Origin of the sequence: Enterovirga aerilata (genome assembly GCF_013044135.1) — a bacterium.
In the GTDB taxonomy this organism is placed as follows: Bacteria; Pseudomonadota; Alphaproteobacteria; order Rhizobiales; family Beijerinckiaceae; genus Enterovirga; species Enterovirga aerilata.
Genome location: NZ_JABEPP010000002.1, coordinates 180959 through 202382 on the forward strand (window position 1 = coordinate 180959; position 21424 = coordinate 202382).

Genomic DNA, 21424 nt, shown 5'->3' on the forward strand with positions numbered 1-21424 from the left:
GGCACGGGAGTTGATAGGTCGGCTGCGATGCCGACTTTCTCCATCCTTTCGTGAGCCCGCGCCTCGCCGTCCTCGCCATCCTGGGCGCGATGGTCATCTTCGGCGCGAACTTCGCGGTCACGCGACTGGGCACGCAATACGGCCTGACACCCGGCGATCTCGCGGCGGCAAGGTTCGGGGTGGCCGGGCTCCTGCTGCTGCCGGTCTTCGTCCGGCACGACGCGGTCACCTGCGCGGGGCTAGGCTGGCGTCGCGGCATCCTCCTGGCCGTGACCGGCGGGGTGGTGATGACGCTCTGCATGAATACCGGCCTCAAGCTCGCCCCAGCCGTCCATGGCGCGGCGCTCGGCCCGGGCACGGTGACGACGGTCGGCGTCCTCTACGGTGTCTTCGCCGCGCGCGGGATGCCGCCCTTCCTCACGGTCCTGGGTCTCGTGACGATCCTCGCCGGCCTTGCGACCATCGCGATCGCGGGCTCGTCGGCGGGCGGAAGCAATGTCCTCCTCGGCGACCTCCTGTTCTTCACCACGGGCCTGCTCTGGGGTTTCTACCCCATCCTGCTGCACCGCTGGCGGATCGGCCCGATCGTGTCCGCCGCCGTCGTCGCGGTGCTTTCCCTCGTGTACCTGCCGGTCTGGCTTGCAGGCAGCGTGTCGCACCTTGCGGCCGTGCCGCTCTGGATGATCATCCTCCAGTGCTTCTACCAGGGCGTGCTGAACAGCATCGTCGGCCTCTGGTTGTGGGGCCATGCCGTCAGGACGCTGGGAGCCTCCCGCACGCAGCTCTTTCCGCCGCTCATTCCGGTGCTCGGGGCGCTCTTCGCGATCCCGGTCCTCGGCGAGGTGCCGGGCCCGGCTCAGTGGCTGGGCCTCGTCCTGATCGTGGGCGGGATCGTCGCGTCCCTGTTCGGGATGCGGCTTCGGCGGCCTGCCGAACACTGAGCTGCGCAGCTGTGCCCGCCGGATCGCTCCGGAGTGGCCGGGCGGTTGCTCAACGCCGCCTTAACCATGGCCGGGCGATGCTCGGGCCATGGTCGTTCGCCGACGATTCCGTGCTTTCCTCATCCCGCTCGCGCTGTACGCGGTCGCGGCGGCGGCGGTCGGCTACTTCGTCCACAACGCCCAGGTGGGCAATCGCGGCCTGGCGGCCAAGCGGGCGCTCAAGACGCAGGTCTTCGAGCTGCGCGGAGAGCTCGAAGCCGTGCAGGCCGAGCATGCCGCCTGGGACCGCCGGCTGGCGCTGCTGCGTTCCGACCAGGTCGATCGCGATCTCCTGGAGGAGCGCGCGCGTGTGATGCTGGGCCGCGTGCACAGGAACGACCTCGTGATCGTGCAGCCGCTCTCCGCGGAACCTTGACGGGCATACTCGATTTCGGCCTCCGAGTGGTCTACCGTCGCCGCAAGATCCGTCGGAGGAACCTGGATGGCAGTCGCAGCGCGTAAGCAGAGCCGCGCGGCCTCGAATGCGACCGAGGCCGAGGGACAGGGCGAGCTGCCGGAGCTGAACAAGGACCAGGAGCTCGAAGCGTACCGCCTCATGCTGCTGATCCGCCGCTTCGAGGAGAAGGCGGGCCAGATGTACGGCATGGGCCTGATCGGCGGGTTCTGCCACCTCTATATCGGCCAGGAAGCGGTCGTCGTCGGGATGCAGATGGCCGCCAAGGAGGGCGACCAGGTCATCACCGGGTATCGCGACCACGGGCACATGCTCGCCTGCGGGATGGATGCGCGCGGCGTGATGGCCGAGCTCACCGGCCGCCGTGGAGGCTACTCCAAGGGGAAGGGCGGCTCGATGCACATGTTCTCCAAGGAAAAGCACTTCTATGGCGGCCACGGCATCGTGGGCGCGCAGGTTTCGCTCGGCACGGGCCTCGGCTTCGCCAACTGGTACCGCGAGGACGGCCGCGTCTCCCTGACCTATTTCGGGGACGGGGCGGCGAACCAGGGGCAGGTCTACGAGAGCTTCAACATGGCGGAGCTGTGGAAGCTTCCGGTCGTCTACGTCATTGAGAACAACCGCTATGCCATGGGCACATCCGTGTCCCGGGCCTCCGCGCAGACCGATTTCTCCAAGCGCGGCGTGTCCTTCAACATCCCGGGCGAGCAGGTGGACGGGATGGACGTCCGCGCGGTCTATGCAGCCGGGCGGCGGGCCATCGACTTCGCGCGCTCGGGCCAGGGTCCCTACATCCTCGAGATGCAGACCTACCGCTATCGCGGCCATTCGATGTCTGACCCGGCGAAGTACCGGTCGAAGGACGAGGTCTCGCGGATGCGCGAGGAGCATGATCCGATCGAGATGGTGCGCCGCCGCCTGATCGAGCGGCACAAGATCGGCGAGGACGAGCTCAAGACGCTGGACGGGAGGGTCCGTGAGATCGTGAACGACGCCGCCGAGTTCGCCACTCACGATCCCGAGCCCGACGTATCCGAGCTTTGGACGGACGTGCTCCGCGAGGCCTGATCGCCGTCCGCGCCGCCCTGCCCGTCGAACGAACAGAGCACCCATGGCCACCGACATCCTGATGCCCGCCCTCTCTCCCACGATGGAGCAGGGCAAGCTCGCGAAATGGCTCAAGAAGGAGGGCGACCGGATCAAGTCGGGCGATGTCCTGGCCGAGATCGAGACCGACAAGGCGACCATGGAGGTCGAGGCGGTCGACGAGGGCGTGCTCGCCAAGATCCTCGTGGGCGACGGGACGGAGAACGTTGCGGTCAATACGCCGATCGGCGTGATCGCCGCGGAGGGCGAGGACGTTTCTGCCAGGTCCGGCCAGCCGAACGGGGCCGAGGCGAAGGGCGTCGCGCCCAATGTCGAGCCAGCCAGCGAGACGGGGTCTGGTACGGGCTCGGGCGGCGGGCAGGCCAAGGGGGAGGTGCCGGCCGGAGGCGGCGCCCCCGCGACCGTCCCCGCCATCCCGAAGGCGCCCTCGGCGGCAGGATCTCCGCCTCAGCCCGAGACTACCGCCGCCCCCGAAATCCCGGAAGGCACCGAGATGGTCACCATGACCGTCCGCGAGGCGCTTCGGGACGCCATGGCGGAAGAGATGCGCCGCGACAAGGACGTCTTCGTCATGGGCGAGGAGGTCGCGGAATACCAGGGCGCCTACAAGGTCACCCAGGGCCTTCTCCAGGAATTCGGCCCGAAGCGTGTGATCGACACGCCGATCACGGAGCACGGTTTCACCGGACTGGGTGTCGGCGCGGCGCTCGCGGGACTGAAGCCGATCGTCGAGTTCATGACCTGGAACTTCGCCATGCAGGCGATCGACCAGATCATCAATTCGGCCGCGAAGACCCTCTACATGTCCGGTGGCCAGATGGGCGCACCGATCGTCTTCCGCGGGCCGAACGGCGCGGCGGCGCGCGTCGCCGCCCAGCACAGCCACGACTATGCCGCCTGGTACTCCAACGTGCCGGGCCTGAAGGTCGTCATGCCCTACACCGCATCGGACGCCAAAGGCCTGCTCAAGGCTGCGATCCGCGACCCGAACCCGATCATCTTTCTCGAGAACGAAATCCTCTACGGGCAGTCCATGCCCGTGCCGAAGCTGGACGACTTCGTCCTGCCGATCGGCAAGGCGCGCATCCACCGCACGGGCAAGGACGTCACCATCGTCTCCTTCGGCATCGGCATGACCTATGCCCTCAAGGCGGCCGAGGAGCTTGCCAAGGAAGGGATCGAGGCGGAGGTGATAGACCTCCGCACCATTCGGCCGATGGATGTCGAGACGGTCATCCGCTCCGTGCAGAAGACGAACCGCTGCGTCGCGGTCGAGGAGGGTTTCCCGCAATCGGGCGTCACGGCCGAGATCGGGATGCGCATCATGGAGGAGGCGTTCGACTATCTCGACGCGCCGGTTGCCCGCATCACCGGCAAGGACGTGCCAATGCCCTATGCCGCCAATCTCGAGAAGCTCGCGCTTCCAAACGTCGGCGAGGTGGTGCAGGCGGCGAAAGCCGTCCTGTATCGGTGAGGTCGTGAGCCAGCCGAAATTCGAGGAACTCGCCGTCCCGCCCGACGCCGTGGAGCGCGGCGGGGTCGAGATCCTGCGCGCCTCGATCGTCGAGGGGGCGGTCAGCGTCGGTCTGAGGCGGAGCTTCGACGACCCCTTCACCTGGGGGATCCTGCTCGTCGACCTCGCCCGGCATGCCAGCCGCATCTACGCGCTCGAGACCGGGATGTCGGAGGACGAGGCGCTCGCCGCCATCAGGCAGGGCATGGAGGCCGAGCTGAACAGGCCGACGGATCTCGGGTCCACCCGGGCGGTCAACTGATGGCGCCGCGGCGGATCCCGTGCTGCTCGATGATACGTTCCGCCTGATGACGTATGATCCGGCCTCCGCCGCCAGCCGAGCCTGACATGTCGCAGCCCGTGCGCCGACCGGCCACCTATGCCGATCTCGAAGCCGTCCCGGAGCATCTCGTCGCCGAGATCATCGACGGCGTGCTGGAGACCCATCCGCGGCCGCGGCCGGCTCACGTCACGACGTCGCTCCGTTTGGGCGGCGAACTCGACATGCCGTTCGGGCGCGGTCGAGGCGGTCCGGGCGGCTGGGTCTTCGCTGCCGAGCCGGAGCTTCACCTGCGGGAGAATGTCGTGGTGCCGGATCTCGCCGGCTGGAGACGTGAGCGTCTGCCGCGGTTGCCGGAGACGGCCTATTTCGAGGTCTCGCCGGATTGGGTCTGCGAGATACTTTCGCCGTCAACGGCAAGGCTTGATCGCGGCGGCAAGCGTCGCCTCTATGCGGAAGCCGGTGTTGAACATCTCTGGCTGCTCGACCCGGAGCAGCGCGTGCTTGAGGTTTTCTCGCTTATGGGGCGACGATGGCTGCTGGTTGCGACGATCGAAGCCGGCGAGCTCGTTCAAGCGCCACCGTTCGATGCGATCTCTTTTCCGTTCGACGATCTCTTCCCCTTCGATACGCCGCCCTCGACAGAGGCCTGAACAGATGCCGACCAACATCCTCATGCCCGCGCTGTCTCCGACCATGGAGAAGGGCAACCTCGCCAAGTGGCTGAAGAAGGAGGGCGACCGGATCAAGTCCGGCGACGTCCTTGCCGAGATCGAGACCGATAAGGCGACCATGGAAGTCGAGGCGGTCGATGAGGGTGTGCTCGCCAAGATCACGGTCCCGGACGGGACACCCGACGTACCCGTGAACCAGGTCATCGGCGTCATCGCGGCCGAGGGCGAAGACCCGACGAGCATCGCCGCAACGGAACCCGGCTCGCAGGCCGGGCCAGGGGAGGCGTCCGCGCCCAAGAAGGCCGACGACGACATGAAGGTCTCGGCCGAGGCGCAGCAGAGCTATGCCCGCTCGAACGAGGCGCCGCAGGGCCCGGCCGAGCCGGCAACCCAGGCTTCGGCAGCGCAGCAGGCCGCGCGGCCGAACGGGGCCGGTACCCCGGGCGGACGGATCTTCGCCTCTCCGCTCGCCCGACGGATCGCGAAGGAGGGCGGGCTCGACCTGTCGCAGATCTCCGGGTCCGGCCCGCATGGCCGCATCGTTCAGGCCGACGTGAAAGCGGCAATCGAGGGAGGAGCAGCGAAGCCCGCGGCCGAACGGCCCCTGGTCCCCCAGGCTGGTGCGCCATCGACCGCGCCCCTTCAGGCTCCGGCCGGCGCGCCTGCCATGTCGGACGAGCAGATCAAGAAGTTCTTCCAGCCGGGCTCCTTCGAGGAGATCCCGCACGACAATATGCGCAAGACCATCGCGCGCCGGCTCGCCGCCTCGATGCAGTCGACGCCGCACTTCTATCTGACCGTCGATTGCGACCTGGAGAAGCTGCTGAAGCTGCGCGAAGAGCTGAACGCCGCGGCCCCGAAGGACAAGGACGGCAAGCCCGCCTACAAGCTCTCGGTCAACGACTTCATGATCAAGGCGCACGCGCTAGCCCTGATGCAGGTGCCGGCCGCAAACGTCTCCTGGACCGAGGGCTCGATGCTGCGCCACAAGCACGTCGATATCGGCGTGGCCGTCGCAATCCCGGACGGGCTGATCACGCCCATTGTCCGCAAGGCCGACACGATGAGCCTCTCGGCCATCTCGAACGCCATGAAGGATTTCGGCGCCCGCGCGAAGGCCAGGAAGCTGAAGCCGGACGAGTACCAGGGCGGCTCCACGGCGCTGTCCAATCTCGGCATGTACGGGATCAAACAATTCACCGCGATCATCAACCCTCCGCATTCGTCAATCCTGGCCGTCGGCGCCGGCGAGAAGCGGGTCGTGGTCCGGGGCGACGCTCCTGCGGTCGCGACCGTCATGTCCGCCACGCTCTCCTGCGATCACCGGGCCATCGACGGCGCGCTCGGCGCGGAGGTGATCGCCGCCTTCCGGCAGCTCGTCGAGAACCCGATGGCGATGCTCGTCTGAGCCTCGGCCCGGACGCTTGACGCCCAAGGTCTATCTCGCCGGGCCGGAGGTCTTCCTGCCCGACGCCGTCGAGGTCGGTCGGCGCAAGGTCGCGATCTGTGCGCGATACGGCCTTGCCGGTCTCTTCCCGCTCGATCTCGACGGGCCAGCCGTCGCGCCGACCTCGTCAGCCATCTTCCAGGCCTGCTGCGCCGCCATGCGAGAGGCGGACGCGGTGATCGCGAACCTGACTCCGTTCCGCGGCGTCGGTGCCGATCCCGGCACCGCGTTCGAGCTCGGCTACATGCTTGCCTTCGGTCGGCCTGTCTTCGGCTACACCAACGATCCCCTCGCGCATCTTGAGCGCGTGCGGTCGGGTTTCGGCCCGCTCCGGACCGAGCGGGGGCAGTTCTTCGCTGCGGACGGCTACGCGGTCGAAAATTTCGAGCTGTTCGACAATCTGATGCTGGCCGAGGCGCTGCTCGCCCATGGCGGGACGGGCGTCTTCACGCCGGCCGCGCCCGCGAGGAGCGATCCCGGGCGGGACCTCGGGACGTTCGAGCGCTGCGTCTCGCATGCAGCGGCGGCACTCCGTGACGGGAGCTGGGGCGAGGCCAGACCCAAAACCTTTCCCTAACCGGCCCTTGCTACTTTCGGCGGCATCGTAGCTGTCGAGTAGCGTATCGTGTCCGCAGCTCTGAGCCTGGATCCGCCGTCGGAGTTCGAACTCCTCCGGCAGGGGACCGCCGCGTTCGTACTGTCTCTCCGCGAGCGCGGGGTGTTCGACCTCAACGTGCTGCGCGCCATGGAGACGGTGCCGCGGGACTTCTTCGCGCCCCGGCGTTTCGCCGACCTCGCGCGTTCGGACGTCGCTCTCCCGATCCCCTGCGGCCAGACGATGACGGCGCCGGCCGTGGTCGCCGCCATGTTGGCGGCGCTCGAGGTCAAGCCGGGCCAGCGCATCCTCGAAGTCGGAACGGGGACGGGCTACGTCACCGCGCTCCTCGCCCGGATCGGGGCGGAGGTCCATACGATCGAGCGGCAGCCGATCCTCGCTGAAAGCGCGGAGCGGCGCCTGCAGCTCGCCGGGTTTTCCCGCATCAAGCATGTTTGCGGCGACGGGCTGGAGGGCGGCGATACGCAGGGCCGCTATCACCGCATTCTTCTGAATGGCGTGCTGCCCTATCTCAGTCCCGCACTCACGTCGCGCCTCGTCGCCGGCGGCCGCCTGGTGGGGGGGGCCATCCAGAACGGGGTGCCCCAGCTGCTCACGATCTTTCGGGACGAGGAGGGCGATCTTTCGCACGCCTTCGGCGCGCCCGTCAGGCTGTCGCCCCTCGTCGCGTGCCGTCACGACCCTTAAGCGCGCAGGCGGAGGCACAACGGAAGTTTAACCTGAATCCGGCTTTAATCGGATCGTGGCGTTAGGCGTTCAGTGCGGGTGGGTTCGATGCGTAACGGTGTGGTGAGCGAGTTGGCTCGTACCGTGTCCCGGTTCGCGATGATCGGAGCGGTCGGCAGTCTGGCGGCGGCCTGCAGCTCGGACGCGATGCGTCTCTCCAGCACCCCCTTCGCCAACCCATTCGCCTCCGAGCAGAGCGAGGAGCCGAGCCTCACGGGCAGCGTCGACGCGCCGTCGACTGCGGCTCCGATGCCCCGCAGCTCAGTCCGCTCCGTGCCGCTCGCCCCGCCCGCCCAGAAGGTTGCCTCCGCCCCGGCGTACAACCGGCCGGCTCCCGTCGAAGGCGCCAACGCATCGCGGCCGGCCGTCGCCGGTCTGAACCCGGCCGTGAGCGCCCCCGCACCTCGCGCTGCGGCTCCGGCCCGTGTCGCCCAGTCTGTGCCGGCTCCGGCGACGCGCCCCGAGCAGGGGCGGCTCGTCTCGCGCTCGCAGATGGCGGAGGTCAGGCCGGCCCCGGCGCCTGCAGCCGAGAAGGCGCGCATCCGCCCGGGCCAGCTCACCTGGCAGAAGGGCCCCGAGCCGGCCAAGGCCGCAGCCGTTCCCGAGCCGAAGGCTCAGCCGCGCTCCGCGCAGAAGATGGCGGCCGTGCCGGAGAAGCCTGTCGCCGTGAAGGAAGCTCCTAGGCTGGCGAAGGTGGAGCCTGCGAAGCCCGCTCAGATGGCTGCTGCGCAGCCGAAATCGGTCGAGCCGGTCAAGGCCGCGGCCAAGCCGGAGCCGCAGAAGGTCGCGGCGGTTGCGGCTCCGAAGCCCGAGCCCGCCAAGCCGGCCAGGGAGCCGGAATCGACCGCCTCGCTACCCGTGCAGCCCGCGACGCCCTCCGCCGAGTTCCGGTGGCCCGCGCGCGGCCGGGTGATCTCCGGCTTCGGCGGGGCAGGGGGGAACGAGGGCATCAACATCGCGGTCCCGGACGGAACCCCCGTGAAGGCGGCGGAAGCCGGAACCGTCGCTTATGCCGGCAACGAGGTGAAGGGTTACGGCAACCTCGTCCTCATCCGGCACGACAACGGTTACGTCTCCGCCTATGCGCATAACGGCGAGATCGAGGTGAAGCGCGGCCAGAGGGTGTCCCGCGGCCAAGTCATCGCGAAGTCGGGCCAATCCGGCAACGTGACCTCGCCGCAGCTCCACTTCGAGATCCGGAAGGGCTCGACCCCTGTCGATCCGATGCAGTATCTCGCGAGCAACTGAGCTCGCGACGTGAAGCGGAGCCAGGAGGGCGATGACGCTATCGCAGCTCCTCTTCGGCTTCGAGGGCCGCATCGGCCGCAAGGCCTATTGGTTTGCGGTCGTGGTGCTGCTCGCCGCGGCCCTCGCGGCGTCCGTTGTCGACTGGCTCCTCTTCGGCCGGTCGAACAGCCTCGCCTCGATGGTCGTTGGGCTCGTCTCCTTTGTGGCGAGCATCGCCGTCGCGGTGAAGCGGTGGCACGACCGGGACAAGTCGGGCTGGTGGGTGCTGATCGTCTTCGTGCCTGTGATCGGGTGGATCTGGGCCTTCGTGGAGAACGGCTTCCTGCGCGGCACCCCGGGTCCGAACCGTTTCGGACCGGACCCGCTCGCCTGAAAGGCGGACGATCCAGTGTCGGCAGGGCTGGGGCAGAGCCCCGTCGGGGCTATCCAGCCGTTATCGGTCGCCGTGGCGGTGCCGCGTCCTGTGCCGGGCCGACCTGCGAGCCGATCACCCGTTCAGGCGGCCGCTCAGCCTGCCCGCCTCGATGAACCGGACGGGATTGACCGGCTCTCCGCCGACTCGCGTCTCGTAATGAAGATGAGGGCCCGTCGAGCGGCCGGTCGACCCGGTCAGGCCGACGATCTGGCCAGCCTGAACCCGCTGGCCCGGGGTCACCGCAATGGACATGAGGTGACCGTAGCGCGTCGTGACGCCATTCCCATGGTCGAGCTCGACCATGTTCCCGTAACCGCCCGAATACTCCGCCGACACCACTCGGCCATCGCCCGTCGCGCGTGCGGGCGTGCCCGGCTCGGCCCGGAAGTCGAGCCCGGTATGGAGTGCCGGGCCGCGCGTAAACGGATCGAAGCGCGTTCCGAAGCCGCTCGTCTGCTCGACCTCGCCTGCGAGCGGCTGGCCGAGCGGCAGCGTGCGCGCCAGCGCGTCGAGCCGCCGGATCTCGGCGAGGCTCGAGCCGAGATCCGAGAGGAGGAAGCCCAGGGGACCGGATCCGGGCTTCACGTCGACCGGCACAAGGGGGCCGCCGATGTCGCGCTCGGGAGAGGGAGAACCGGCGAGATCGAGTCCGGTGGCGTCGAGAGCCGAGCGAAGCCGGACGAGCCGCTGGCGCGCGATCCGCCCCACGGTCTTGCTGATCTCCGCCTCCTCCGCTGCCGTCGCCTCGAGCTTGCGCTCCAGCGCGGACAGCCGGTCGCGCGGGGATTCCGGCCGCGGCCCTTCGCCACGGCCGTCGCGCAGGCGAAGCCCGAAATCGAGGAGCGGCGCAGGCCTGGCCTCCTCGCCGGCCGGAACTCTGCGCGCGCTCCGCTCCGGCATTCCGGCCGCGACCGTCAGGGCAGGGCTGGCAGCCGTCAGGCCCGCCTGTTCGGCGGCGGCGCGCAGCCATGCCTGCCGGGATTCGATCTCGGCCTGGCGGGCCGCGACCGCCGCGATCCGGGCCTCGAAGCTGCGCCGCTCCACCATGTTCCCGGTCACCTCGCGCTCGAGCCGCGCGGAGAGCTGGGCGATCCGGTCTTCGTACGCAAATCTCATCTCCGTCTCGCGAACGAAGACGCGCTGCGCGAGCTCGTCGCGCGAAGCGATGTACCAGGTCGTAGCGGCCGCCCAGGCGAGGGCGCTCGTAGCCAGGAAGCCCGCCGTCAGGAGGGCCCGGCGGCTGAGCAGGACCGTGCCCGGGGCTGGCGCCGGGCGATGCGCATGGCGATGGACCGGGGAGGCGTGGGGACGCATGGGCACCGTCTGTCGAGGTCGGGCCCCATCACACATCGTTAGGGTTAAGGATCCCGCAACGCCGGCCGTGCCGGACGGGCTAGCCGAGGGCGCGCGCGGCCTCCAGCACCTCCTTGGCATGGCCCGGGACCTTCACCTTGGACCAGATCCGGGCGATCTTGCCGTCGCCGTCGATCAGGAGGGTCGTTCGCTCGACCCCCATATATTTGCGGCCGTACATGCTCTTCTCGACCCACACTCCGTAGGCCTGCAGCATCTCCTTCGTCTCGTCGGACAGGAGCGTCAGCTCCAGCCCGTGCTTGCCGACGAATTTCTCGTGGCTCTTGGGACTGTCCGGGGAGATGCCGATCACCTCCGTCCCGGCCGCCTCGAAATCGGCCTTGAGCGCGCTGAATTCCCGAGCCTCCTGAGTACAGCCGCTCGTGTCGTCTTTGGGATAGAAGTAGAGCACGACCTTGCGCCCGGCGAAGCCCGAGAGGGCGATCTCGCGTCCACCGGGTCCGGGAAGCGTGAACGCGGGTGCCGGAGAACCAACCTGAAGCTGCATTCTTCGCCTTCCTTTCGACCTATTGGCTTGATTGTGATGCCGGTGCCTGCCGCTGGCGGTTTCGCCCGGAAACGAGGTGTTTTCTAATCCATCGCACGCTGCCGGCCGAATCACGGACCGCTGATCCGGGCGAGTGACTTTGTTCGAGGGGGGATGAAGCTGCTCGCCACCAGGAACGCAAGACGGACCCGGCATGATTCCCGCTGGCGGCGGGTCGTGCGGCGCACCTTCTACGTCAAGCTGAGCGTGGCCTTCGGCCTCCTCCTCGTGGCGTTCGCGTTCTACCTGCGCCTGGTGGCCGGCCCGGTCAGCCTCAAGGACTATTCGGAACAGCTCGAGGCCGCGCTCGCCGGCCGTATCGGCCCCGGCTGGCGGGTGGAACTGGCAGACACGGCGATCGAGCTCCAGGGCGCCATGCCGGCCGTGCGGACGACGGGGCTCGACATCCGCAACCCAGCCGGCCAGCTCGTCATCCGCGCGCCTTATGCGGTGGTGAGCTTAGACCCCTCAGGGCTCGTCTTCGGCGCGCTTTCCCCGCGCGAGATCGAGCTTCGCGACCTCCAGCTCGTGGTTCAGGTCGCGCGCGACGGCGGCCTGTCCTTCGTGCCCCCTGCGGAAGGCGGGTCCGGCCCCCCGGCGCCGGCGCCGGTCGGCGCCGACAAGCGGAGTCCCGAGGAGCCAAAGGGGACCGCCAGCGAGGTGGGCCCCTCATCCGTTTCCCGCGCGGTCGCCTCCCTCCTCGATCCGGTGCTCGGGTCCGCCAGCCTGATCGCCGCGCTCGACCGCGCCTCCGTGGCCAATGCCCGGCTGATCGTGATCGGGTCGGATGGCCGCGAGCGGGCTGCCTTCGGGCGCGTGAACGCGCTGTTCCAGCGCCTAGGCGACGGGCTGCGGCGCATGTCGATCTCGCTCGAAGGGCCGGGCGGGGCGTGGCGGCTCGGCGGCGAGATCGGCGAGAGCGCGGCCGGTCGACGGGCGGAGCTCGAAGCCTCCGCGATCCCGCTCCAGGACGCGATGCTGCTGACCGGCATGGCGAACTTCCCCGCGATCGCAGACCTGAAGCTTTCCGGCGCGGTCTCGGCCGAGCTGGCGGAGGGCCGCCTGACCCGCTTCGCAGGCCATTTCGAGAGCACGCAGGGCACGCTGGCGGCAACCGGGCAGACGCCGATCCCGGTCGACCGCTTTGCAGTCACGGCCGCCTGGGACGAGGCTGCGCGGAGTTTCCACCTCTCCGATCTCGACGTGAAAAGCGGCGCGATCGAAGCACGGCTGGCCGGGGAACTCCGTTCCAGGGAAGATGGTGCCTGGCGGCTCAGCTTGGCCGGGCGCGACGCGACCTGGGCAGGTGCAACGGCGCGGGACCCGGCGTTCAAGGTCGCCGAGCTCAACGCGGAGGCGAGCTTCGCCGAGACGGGGATCCGGATCGACCGGATCCGGTTCACGGGCGAGGAGCTGGACCTTGCGCTCGAGGGCGCCGCAACGACGTCGCCGGAAGGGGTCTCGCTCCACGCGCTCATCCAGGCGAAGGAGACGAGCGTGCGCCGGCTCCTCGCCTTCTGGCCGGGCAACGTGAATCCGGAACTCCGCAGCTACCTCGCCCGGAACCTCTCGGCGGGGCGGCTCGGCGACATGCAGCTCCGCACCGAGCTCGCTCCCGAGGACTTGCGGAGCGCCTTTTCGGGGCGGCCGATCTCCGACAACGGGCTCAGCCTCTCGTTCACGATCTCGGGCGCGAGCATGAACGTCATCGACGGGCTCCCGCCGTTGACGGGGCTGAGCTTCGTGGGTGCGGCGACCGGGAACACGACGACGCTGACAAGCGGGCAGGGCCGGGTCGAGATGTCGGACGGGCGCCGGTTGAACTTCTCGGGGGGCAGCTTCCGTCAGGCTGACGAGCATCTGGCCACGAGCGTGGCGCAGATCAACTTCCGGCTCGACGGCGGGGCCGACGCGCTCGCCTCGTTCCTACGCTCTCCCGTCTTCCGCGAGCTCGGCTCCTTCGACATCGACCCCGCGAACGTGAAGGGCAGGGCGGATCTGCGGGTCTCGCTGCCGCTGACCGTGCACAGAATTCCCCCGCTGTCGGATCTTCCCGTGAGCGTCTCCGGCACGCTCGCCGACATCTCGGTCGAGCGCATCGTCGGCCGGGAGAAACTGGAAGGCGCTCAGCTCGCCGTAGGCTACGAGGCGGGAGCGCTTTCAATCCGTGGCGAGGGCCGGCTCGGAGGGGCGCCGGCGACCTTCGATCTGCGTCAGCCGAAGGCCGCGCCGGGCGACGTGGCGGTCCATCTGAGCCTCGACGAGGCGGCACGGGCGCGGCGGTCGCTCCCGACCGCGCCTCAGGTCTCAGGCACCGTTCCGGTAAAGCTCGTCGTGCCTTTCGGAGCCGGCGCGAAGGGACCCACCAAGGTCGAGGCGGACCTCTCCAAGGTCGCCATCGAGGGCCTGCTGCCGGGCTGGAGCAAGCCGGCGGGCCGGCCGGGGCGCATCCATTTCGCCTTCGGCGAGGGGGAGGGGACCGAGCTGCGTGACCTCGTGGTGGAATCCGGGCCGGTGCAGCTGCGCGGAACCGTCACCTTCGCGACCGACGGCGTCCTGGAGAAGGCGGAGCTTGGGACGTTCAAGCTCTCGTCCGGCGACGATATGCGGGCCTCGGTCGACCGGAGCGGGCAACTCTACAAGGTCGCCCTGAAGGGGAATGTCGGGGACGCCCGGCCGGTGCTGAAATGGCTCACCGGCTCAGAGGGGGGCGGCCAGAAGGGGCGCGAGCCGCCGGATCTCGACATCGAGGCGACCGTCAACATCGTCACGGGCTACAACGAGGAGGCGCTGACGGGGGTCGTGGCCAGGATCGGGACCCGCGGCCGCGACCTACGGGCGCTTCAGCTTCGCGGCAAGTTCCGCTCCGCCGCCGTGGACGCGCAGCTCGTGCGGGAGGCGGGCCAGCCGCAGCTTGTCGTCAGATCCGACGATGCCGGGGCGACGCTCCGCTTTCTGGACCTATATCGCCGCATGGTCGGGGGCGATCTCGTCGTGAAGACGAGCCTCGGCGATGCCGTGCAGAGCGGGACCGTCGCGATCAGCTCGTTCTCGGTGAGGAACGAGCCGGCGCTGCGCTCCATCGCGGCGAACACGACCCAGTCGGGCTCGGAGGATCGGACGGGCGCGATCACCGAACGCCTTGAGGCCGATATCGTCGAATTCGCCAAGCTCAACGCCGAGTTCAGGCGCAGCGCATCGCGCGTCGAGTACAAGGACGTGGTGATCTGGGGTTCGCAGGTCGGCTTCACGCTGGCCGGCTATGTCGATTACGGGCGCGACCGCACCGAGATCCTGGGGACCTTCGTGCCGGCGTATGGGTTGAACAACGCCTTCAGCCAGGTCCCGATCGTGGGCCTGCTCCTCGGGGGCGGCAACCGCAACGAGGGCCTGTTCGCGATCGACTTCAAGGTGTCCGGCCAGGCGAGCGCGCCGACCCTGACGGTCAATCCGCTTACGGCGGTCGCCCCCGGGATCCTGCGCAAGCTGTTCAGCTGGATGCTCCCGGAGGAAGAGGCGACCGGGGCCACTGCGCCACCGCCGGAACGGAAAGAGCGGGCTTTGCGTAGGCCCCGCGCCGAGCCGGAGCCGGCCGACTGAAGCAAGAGCCGCCCCGGGGACGGCTCGCAGGAGGTCGGCATGCCCCTCCTGTGCGGAAGGGCGTCAGGCGCCGCTCGTCACGCCGAGGTGTTCTTCTGGATGTCCCACTTGGCCTCGATCTCGGGGCCGGCGGAGCCGTCCTTGGTCTGTGTGGTGTAGACGTATTTGAACTTGCCGAAGTTCAGCGTGACGTTCTCGGTCAGGCGGTCCTCGCTGCCCGTGCCGCCGAGCGAGACGTGGGTGACGATGATGTCCTCCATGTCGAGCTTGACGTATTCGAGCGGCTTCTCGCCCGCCTTGCGGATGATGAGCTGCCCCTTGGGGATGTGCTTGCCGTTGCAGCTGTGCAGCGCCAGCGTCGGGCTCGACTTGTCGACATACTTGGTGATCGACAGGTCCTGCACCGAGACCTTGCCCGAGCCGGAGCCGGAACCCATGTGCGTGGTGCCCGACTGCGCCATGCCCCACGACCAGGCCAGCACGTCGATCTGGTCCTTGTGCTTGTCGTCCATCGCCTCGCCTTTGATGCCGTCAAGCTTCAGGAAGATGTCGACCGCCATGTGAACCTCCTGTCTTTGCCCCGGAGAAGATCAGTTCCGGGCGACAGGAATGTTCTACATCAGGACGCGGCGGTCTGTTGTGCGGTTTGGCACGCTGCACGCGGCTCACACCGCCCGGAGCAGCACGTGCTTCTTCTTGCCGAAGGAGAGCTTCACCACCCCGTCCTTGAGGTCGGAAGCGGCGACGATGCGGCTCCGGTCGGTGACCCGCGCGTCGTTCACCGAGATCGCGCCATTGGCGATCGCACGGATCACCTCCCCGTTGGAGGCCGCAAGCCCCGCCCGGACGAAGGCCGGCGCAATGCCGATCCCCGTCTCGATGTCCTCCCGCGGCACCTCGACGGAGGGCAGGGTATCCGCCGTGACGCCCTGCTCGAACGTCTTCTGCGCCGTCTCGGCCGCACTCTCCGCGGCCTCCCGGCCGTGCAGCAGGGCGGTCGCCTCCGTCGCGAGGACCTTCTTGGCCTCGTTGATCTCCGCGCCCTGCAGCCGCTCGAGCTCGGCGATGCGCTCCATAGGAAGTGTCGTGAAGAGCTTGAGGAAGCGGCCGACATCGGCATCCTCGGTGTTTCGCCAGAACTGCCAGTAGTCGTAGGGCGAGAACATCTCGCCCTTCAGCCAGACGGCGCCCGAGGCCGTCTTGCCCATCTTCGCGCCGGAGGCGGTGGTCATGAGCGGGCAGGTCAGCGCGTAGAGCTGCCCGGTCCCGAGACGGCGGCCGAGGTCGATGCCGGTGACGATGTTTCCCCACTGGTCAGAGCCGCCCATCTGCAGGACGACCCCGTAGCGGCGGTGCAGCTCGGTGAAATCGTAGGCCTGCAGGATCATGTAGTTGAACTCGATGAAGGAGAGCTCCTGGTCGCGCTCGAGCCGGAGCCGCACCGAATCCATCGACAGCATGCGGTTGACGGAGAAGTGGCGCCCGATCTCGCGCAGCATGTCGATGTAGTTGAGCTTGGTCAGCCACTCGGCATTGTCCGCCATCGCGGCGAGGTGACCGCTCTCGCCGAAGCGGATGAAGCGCGAGAACACCTCCTTGATCGAGTTCTTGTTCTCCTCGATCTGCTCGACGGTGAGCATCTTGCGAGTCTCGTCGCGCCCGGACGGGTCGCCGACGCGGGTCGTACCGCCGCCCATCAGCACGATCGGCCGGCCGGCGCCCGTCTCCTGGAGCCAGTGCAGCATCATGATCGAGAGCAGGTGCCCGATATGAAGCGAGGGCGCGGTGCAGTCGTACCCGACATAGGTCGTGAGCCGGCCCTCGCGCGCCGCCGCGTCGATGCCGGCGAGATCGGAGGCCTGATGGATGAAGCCGCGCTCGGTCAGGATGCGGAGAAAGGCCGAGCTCGGCGAGGAGAGGGTCGCGGACATCACTCTGTTGGTCGTTGGGAGTGCAAGCCGGCGCGTGTAACAGCTTCGGCGGCGATTTTCACGGGAGCAGATGATGCGGGCGATCGGCTTGATGAGCGGGACCTCGCTCGACGGGGTCGACGTCGCGCTGATCGACACGGACGGCACCGCTCTGAAGGTGGCCCGCACGGAAAACGGGTTCATCGAGCCGCTCGGGCCGACGGGTTACCGGGCCTATTCGGACGAGGAGCGTGCGCTCCTGCGCCAGGCGCTGGTCGATGCGGAAAAGATCGAGGCGCGCGACGAGCGCCCGGGCTGCCTCGCCGAGGCGGAGGAGCTCGTCACGCGGAGCCACGCGGAGGCCGTGGAGGCCTTCCTGGCCGAGAACGGGCTCGATCCGGGCCAAATCGGCGTGATCGGCTTCCACGGGCAGACTGTCGTGCACCGGCCGGACCAGCGCATGACGATCCAGATCGGGGACGGGCAAAGGCTCGCGGCACGGCTTGGGATCCCGGTCGTGTACGAGCTGCGGCGGGCGGACATCGAGGCGGGCGGCCAGGGCGCGCCGCTCGTGCCTGTGTTCCACCGGGCCCTCGCGGAGGCGTCTGGCTTCGCCGGGCCGCTCGGCATCCTCAATCTCGGCGGGGTGGCGAACGTCACGCTCATCACCGAGAGGGGCGACCTCCTCGCCTTCGATACCGGCCCGGGCAACGCGCTGATCGACGACTGGATGCGCGAGCGGACCGGACGCCCGCTGGACGACGGCGGCCGTACGGCGGCGCGCGGGCGGCCCGACGGGGCGCTGCTCGCGTGGCTCCTCACGCATCCGTTCTTCGCCAGGAAGCCGCCCAAGTCGCTCGACCGGAACTGGTTCTCGCACAAGCTGGCGGGCCAGCTCTCGACCGAGGATGGCGCGGCGACGCTCACGGCCTTCACAGCCCAGGCGGTCGCCCGCGCGCTCGATCACGCGCCCGAGCCGCCGCTGCGCTGGATCGTGGCCGGGGGAGGGGCCCGCAACGGCGAACTGATGCGGCTCCTGAACTACCATCTGCGGACCGAGATCACGACGGCGGACGCAGTCGGATGGTCCTCGGCCTATCTCGAGGCGCAGGCTTTCGCCTATCTGGCCGTCCTGAGCCTGCTCGGGCTGCCGATCACCTTCCCGTCGACGACCGGCGTGCGCGAGCCGCTCACGGGCGGCGTGAAGGCGCTTCCCTAGCCCCGAACGCGGCCCAGGCATGACGGGCGGCCACGGCCCGGGCTTCGGAGCGAAAGGCCGGCGCTGCATCGGGCTCGAGCGCCGACCGCATCAGCCCGACCATCTGCGCCCGGTCGATCATGGCCGCGGGCGGCTCCCCGAACAGGGCGGACCAGACTTCGATGAAATCCAAGTCGCTCAGGCCGAGAAGCTCCGTCTCCGAGCCTTGGAACAGCCACGCCATGCGAATCTCTCCCGTCCCGCGCAACCGGTCTGGAGCTCGGCCATGGAGCTATGGTGAAGAGGATCGCTCGCATTTGAGCGAAATGCGAGCGCCTGTGGAAAGCTGGGACGGCGCTGCCGCATCCTGGCCCTGCGCCGAGGCGACCCTGCGGCTGGTTGCTTGTACCCTTTTGCCGAGACGCTTTTGGAGAGGGGCGTCGACCGCGCAATCAACGTCTCGATCCGCCGTCGAAGAAGCGACTTGCGCCTCTGATGGTCCGGTCCTGACGCCGCCGGACGGCGCTGCCTGAGGACGCTCCGCGGGCCCGAGAAACTAGCGGAAAAGTCCCACGGGAAACAGCCATCCATGAGGGTCAAGGTCACACGTATGACCTTTAGGACCCGAAATCGCGGATCACACGTTCCCGCTGCGTTCCCCTTGGACCTGTGCTAAGTGCTTGATCTGATTGGTGGGTGTACAAGGATTCGAACCTTGGACCCGCTGATTAAGAGTCAGCTGCTCTACCAACTGAGCTATACACCCGACCGTCGGCGGCATGCACCGACGAGACCGGGCACTTAGCAAAGGCGCCCTGTCCTGTCCACCCGGTGCGGCGAAGAGCTTGCCGGATGCCGCCGCCCTCAATGGGGACGCCGGCACCGAGCGCAGAGATCACAGCGGTTCTGTCGCGTCGGTCGCAGCCGATCTCCGGCTGGCAGCCGTAACGGCCGCCCGCGAGGTGGACGAAGCGGTCGACGGAGCGCAACAGGTGCTCGGCCGGCACATGGCTGTCGACCGAGAAATTCCGGCTGGTCGAGCCGGGCGGCAGGATCGGTCATGTCGAACTCTTGTTCGGCGAGACCACGGTGATGCTCTCGGCGCCGTTTCCCGAACTCGGCATTCACGCGCCCGATCCAGATGGTCCCTGTACGTTTCTCATCCACCTCCATGTCGAGGACGCCGACCGCATGATGGCGGACGCCGTTGCGGCCGGCGGACGGATCGTAGTGGACCCCGCCGACAGATTCTGGGGCGAGCGGTCAGGCCGAGTCCGGGACCCGTTTGGCTACGAATGGATGATCGGTCATTCGATCGAGGAGGTCTCGCCCGAGGAGATGCAGCGGCGTTACGAGCGGACAGGCCTGCCGGAATAAAGGGGAGCCTAGCTTGTGTTTGTCTGCAAGACGGCGCACCACACTGTGCGGAGATGGCGGGAGGTCAGTCACCCGCCGTTGGTCATCGATGACTGTGTCAATCGAAGACGTCCGGCAGCGTGCAGCCTGAAACCGACTTGCATCCAAGAGCGTAGATTCGCGCTCACTCCGACTGGGGAATCCGGGCAATGACCTTGATCTCGAAGTCGAAACCGGCGAGCCAGTTCACTCCGACCGCAGTCCAGTTCGGATACGGCGGCTCGCCGATTTCCGCTTCGCGCACGGCCATGACGGTCTCGATCTGTGCCTCGGGATCGGTATGGAATGTGGTCACGTCGACCACATCGTCGAAGGTGCATCCGGCCGCTGACAGCACAGCGCGCAGGTTCGCGAACGCTCGCCTAACCTGATCCTCGAACAGTGGTTCGGGAGACCCGTCTTCGCGGCTGCCGACCTGACCGGACACGAAGAGAATGTCGCCGGATCGAATGGCGGCCGAGTAGCGATGCGCCTCGTACAGCGCGTGCCGATCAGCGGGGAAGATCGCGTCGCGTTTTGCCATACGTGTCTCCTGAACCGAGCCGGTTGTTTGAACGATCGCGCGCCTTCGATATACGCGCCGTATGCCGGAGGTAGGTTGCATACATCGCGTATGTCAACCGACGTGGAGGCGTTGAGGGCAGCAGATATGGGGAGCAACAAACGCGCGGAGGGAATGGCGGAGACCCGCGACAAGCTGGTCAGCGCTGCGCGACGCGCGTTCGCGACGCAGGGATATGCTGCGGCGTCAATGGATGAGTTCACCGCCGCCGCCGGGCTGACCCGCGGCGCGCTCTATCATAATTTCGGCAGCAAGAAGGGGCTGCTCTGGGCTGTCGTCGAGCAGATCGACGGCGAGATGGCGGAGCGGCTGCGCGCGGTCCGCGAGCAGGCTCCCGATCCCTGGCAGGGCCTTATCGACGAGGGAGCCGCCTATATCGAAATGGCATGCGAGCCCGAGATCCAGCGGATCATGCTCCTCGACGGTCCCGCGGTGCTTGGCGACCCGTCGAAATGGCCCGGCGAGAACTCCTGCCTGCAGGTCACCATGCGAACGATCCAGTCCCTCATCGAGGCGGGCGTCGTGCAGCCGGTCGATGTCGAGGCGGCCGCGCGGCTGCTGAACGGCGCGGCGCTCAGCGCCGCGCTCTGGGTCGCCGCTGCCGATGATCCGCCGAGCCTGTTGCCCAAAGCGGTCGAAGCGTTCCGCCTGATGGCGGCCGGCCTGCTTCGCAAGAAGCGCTGACGACAGGAAACCTGACGTCGAGCGCTTCACTCGGCCGCAAAGGTGAACGGGCTTGGCAGGCAGCAGGACGAGGGCTCGGCTCGTGTGGCGTCAATGTAAGCGATAGCTCATTGGCGATCGCGCCTCGGTTCCGTGCAGCTGCTCGGTCTCGCCGAAACTGGGATCCGCCGCCTAAAGCCTGCAGATATCACTGCCGTTGATTTGATAAGCTTGGCGGCCGGACGGAAACCTTTCAAGTGAAGAACGTCGACGCCTGCTCTCCCGGCAAGGCCCCGGGTCTTCTGACCAACCACGCCGCGCGTGTGTTCAATCGCCGGATGGATACCCTGCTCCGGCCGCTCGGGCTCGTGTTGGCGCACCTGTCGCCGCTGATGCTTCTCCACCGGGACGGGCCGATGCTTCAGCGCGACCTCGTCCGTGGGCTGGGGGTGGGGCAGCCCGGCATGGTCCATGCCATCGCCCGGCTCGAAGAAGGGGGATTCATATCGCGCCGGCCGGCCGAGAAGGACCGCCGCGCCACGATCATCGAACTGACCGACAAAGGCAGGGAAACTGTCGAGGTCGCTTCGCCCTTCCTGGTTGAGGCCAACGCGCACGCCTTGTCAGGGTTCACCGCCGAGGAAAGCCGCACGCTGACGACTCTGCTCCAGCGGCTGATCGCCAACCTCGAAAGCGACGGCTGAGGCTGGAGCGCCGCCCTGGTCGGGCGGCCTTGACAGTACAATACATCAAC

22 protein-coding genes and 1 tRNA gene are annotated in these 21424 nt (G+C 68.1%); 16 read left to right on the forward strand and 7 right to left on the reverse strand.

The features are described from left to right. Positions 1-50: 50 nt before the first annotated feature. The 11 genes from HJG44_RS24170 to HJG44_RS06100 all read left to right on the forward strand — a co-directional run bounded on the left by HJG44_RS24170 (position 51) and on the right by HJG44_RS06100 (position 9379). Entirely contained in the window at positions 51-941 is an 891-nt protein-coding gene (locus HJG44_RS24170; protein ID WP_171217477.1) for an EamA family transporter, read from the forward strand. A gap of 88 nt (positions 942-1029) precedes the next feature. Further along, positions 1030-1356 (forward strand): FtsB family cell division protein, encoded by a 327-nt coding sequence (locus tag HJG44_RS06055; protein ID WP_171217478.1) that lies wholly within the window; start codon positions 1030-1032, stop codon positions 1354-1356. 66 nt (positions 1357-1422) lie between these two features. Further along, positions 1423-2463, forward strand: a complete 1041-nt coding sequence (gene pdhA, locus HJG44_RS06060; protein ID WP_171217479.1) for a pyruvate dehydrogenase (acetyl-transferring) E1 component subunit alpha — start codon at positions 1423-1425, stop codon at positions 2461-2463. A 43-nt stretch (positions 2464-2506) separates the two neighbouring features. Then, positions 2507-3976, forward strand: a complete 1470-nt coding sequence (locus HJG44_RS06065) for a pyruvate dehydrogenase complex E1 component subunit beta (RefSeq protein ID WP_171217480.1) — start codon at positions 2507-2509, stop codon at positions 3974-3976. A gap of 4 nt (positions 3977-3980) precedes the next feature. Further along, complete coding sequence (locus HJG44_RS06070) at positions 3981-4277, forward strand: DUF5076 domain-containing protein (RefSeq protein WP_346767105.1); 297 nt, start codon at positions 3981-3983, stop codon at positions 4275-4277. Positions 4278-4363: 86 nt separating this feature from the next. Further along, the gene (locus HJG44_RS06075) at positions 4364-4948 is read left to right on the forward strand and encodes a Uma2 family endonuclease (protein WP_171217482.1); all 585 of its coding nucleotides are present in this window, start codon (positions 4364-4366) and stop codon (positions 4946-4948) included. Between the two features lie 4 nt (positions 4949-4952). After that, a complete protein-coding gene (locus tag HJG44_RS06080) occupies positions 4953-6377 on the forward strand; it encodes a pyruvate dehydrogenase complex dihydrolipoamide acetyltransferase (RefSeq protein WP_171217483.1) in 1425 nt (474 codons plus the stop codon). Positions 6378-6393: 16 nt separating this feature from the next. Next, on the forward strand, positions 6394-6993 hold the full coding sequence (locus HJG44_RS06085) for a nucleoside 2-deoxyribosyltransferase (RefSeq protein WP_171217484.1): 600 nt from the start codon (positions 6394-6396) through the stop codon (positions 6991-6993). A 48-nt stretch (positions 6994-7041) separates the two neighbouring features. Further along, positions 7042-7719: a protein-L-isoaspartate O-methyltransferase family protein gene (locus HJG44_RS06090; RefSeq protein WP_346767106.1), complete on the forward strand. Its 678-nt coding sequence runs from the start codon at positions 7042-7044 to the stop codon at positions 7717-7719. 102 nt (positions 7720-7821) lie between these two features. Next, complete coding sequence (locus HJG44_RS06095) at positions 7822-9006, forward strand: M23 family metallopeptidase (RefSeq protein WP_346767132.1); 1185 nt, start codon at positions 7822-7824, stop codon at positions 9004-9006. 31 nt (positions 9007-9037) lie between these two features. After that, positions 9038-9379, forward strand: a complete 342-nt coding sequence (locus tag HJG44_RS06100; protein WP_171217486.1) for a DUF805 domain-containing protein — start codon at positions 9038-9040, stop codon at positions 9377-9379. A gap of 114 nt (positions 9380-9493) precedes the next feature. Here HJG44_RS06100 and HJG44_RS23970 read toward each other — a convergent pair whose 3' ends face one another. After that, a complete protein-coding gene (locus tag HJG44_RS23970) occupies positions 9494-10735 on the reverse strand; it encodes a peptidoglycan DD-metalloendopeptidase family protein (protein ID WP_174873171.1) in 1242 nt (413 codons plus the stop codon). 79 nt (positions 10736-10814) lie between these two features. Continuing rightward, a complete protein-coding gene (locus HJG44_RS06110; RefSeq protein WP_171217488.1) occupies positions 10815-11282 on the reverse strand; it encodes a peroxiredoxin in 468 nt (155 codons plus the stop codon). Between the two features lie 153 nt (positions 11283-11435). On the opposite strand from HJG44_RS06110, the gene HJG44_RS06115 reads away from it, so the two are divergent. Next, the gene (locus HJG44_RS06115; protein ID WP_171217489.1) at positions 11436-14921 is read left to right on the forward strand and encodes a YhdP family protein; all 3486 of its coding nucleotides are present in this window, start codon (positions 11436-11438) and stop codon (positions 14919-14921) included. A gap of 77 nt (positions 14922-14998) precedes the next feature. On the opposite strand, the gene HJG44_RS06120 is transcribed toward HJG44_RS06115, so the two are convergent. Both HJG44_RS06120 and tyrS read right to left on the reverse strand, forming a co-directional pair. Beyond that, positions 14999-15481, reverse strand: a complete 483-nt coding sequence (locus tag HJG44_RS06120) for an Hcp family type VI secretion system effector (protein WP_171217490.1) — start codon at positions 15479-15481, stop codon at positions 14999-15001. Positions 15482-15586: 105 nt separating this feature from the next. After that, positions 15587-16852: a tyrosine--tRNA ligase gene (gene tyrS / locus HJG44_RS06125; protein ID WP_171217491.1), complete on the reverse strand. Its 1266-nt coding sequence runs from the start codon at positions 16850-16852 to the stop codon at positions 15587-15589. A gap of 70 nt (positions 16853-16922) precedes the next feature. Between tyrS and HJG44_RS06130 the strand changes: the two genes are divergently transcribed. After that, on the forward strand, positions 16923-18050 hold the full coding sequence (locus HJG44_RS06130; protein ID WP_171217492.1) for an anhydro-N-acetylmuramic acid kinase: 1128 nt from the start codon (positions 16923-16925) through the stop codon (positions 18048-18050). On the opposite strand, the gene HJG44_RS06135 is transcribed toward HJG44_RS06130, so the two are convergent. Next, a complete protein-coding gene (locus HJG44_RS06135; RefSeq protein WP_171217493.1) occupies positions 18022-18273 on the reverse strand; it encodes a hypothetical protein in 252 nt (83 codons plus the stop codon). The genes HJG44_RS06130 and HJG44_RS06135 overlap by 29 nt on opposite strands. A gap of 446 nt (positions 18274-18719) precedes the next feature. After that, a tRNA-Lys gene (locus tag HJG44_RS06140) sits at positions 18720-18795 on the reverse strand. Positions 18796-19100: 305 nt separating this feature from the next. On the opposite strand from HJG44_RS06140, the gene HJG44_RS06145 reads away from it, so the two are divergent. Beyond that, a complete protein-coding gene (locus tag HJG44_RS06145) occupies positions 19101-19406 on the forward strand; it encodes a VOC family protein (protein WP_210260972.1) in 306 nt (101 codons plus the stop codon). Positions 19407-19569: 163 nt separating this feature from the next. Here HJG44_RS06145 and HJG44_RS06150 read toward each other — a convergent pair whose 3' ends face one another. Then, positions 19570-19968: a RidA family protein gene (locus tag HJG44_RS06150; protein WP_171217494.1), complete on the reverse strand. Its 399-nt coding sequence runs from the start codon at positions 19966-19968 to the stop codon at positions 19570-19572. 153 nt (positions 19969-20121) lie between these two features. On the opposite strand from HJG44_RS06150, the gene HJG44_RS06155 reads away from it, so the two are divergent. Both HJG44_RS06155 and HJG44_RS23565 read left to right on the forward strand, forming a co-directional pair. Continuing rightward, entirely contained in the window at positions 20122-20691 is a 570-nt protein-coding gene (locus tag HJG44_RS06155) for a TetR/AcrR family transcriptional regulator (RefSeq protein WP_246736092.1), read from the forward strand. Between the two features lie 236 nt (positions 20692-20927). Continuing rightward, a complete protein-coding gene (locus HJG44_RS23565; protein ID WP_210260973.1) occupies positions 20928-21374 on the forward strand; it encodes a MarR family winged helix-turn-helix transcriptional regulator in 447 nt (148 codons plus the stop codon). Positions 21375-21424 lie beyond the last annotated feature (50 nt).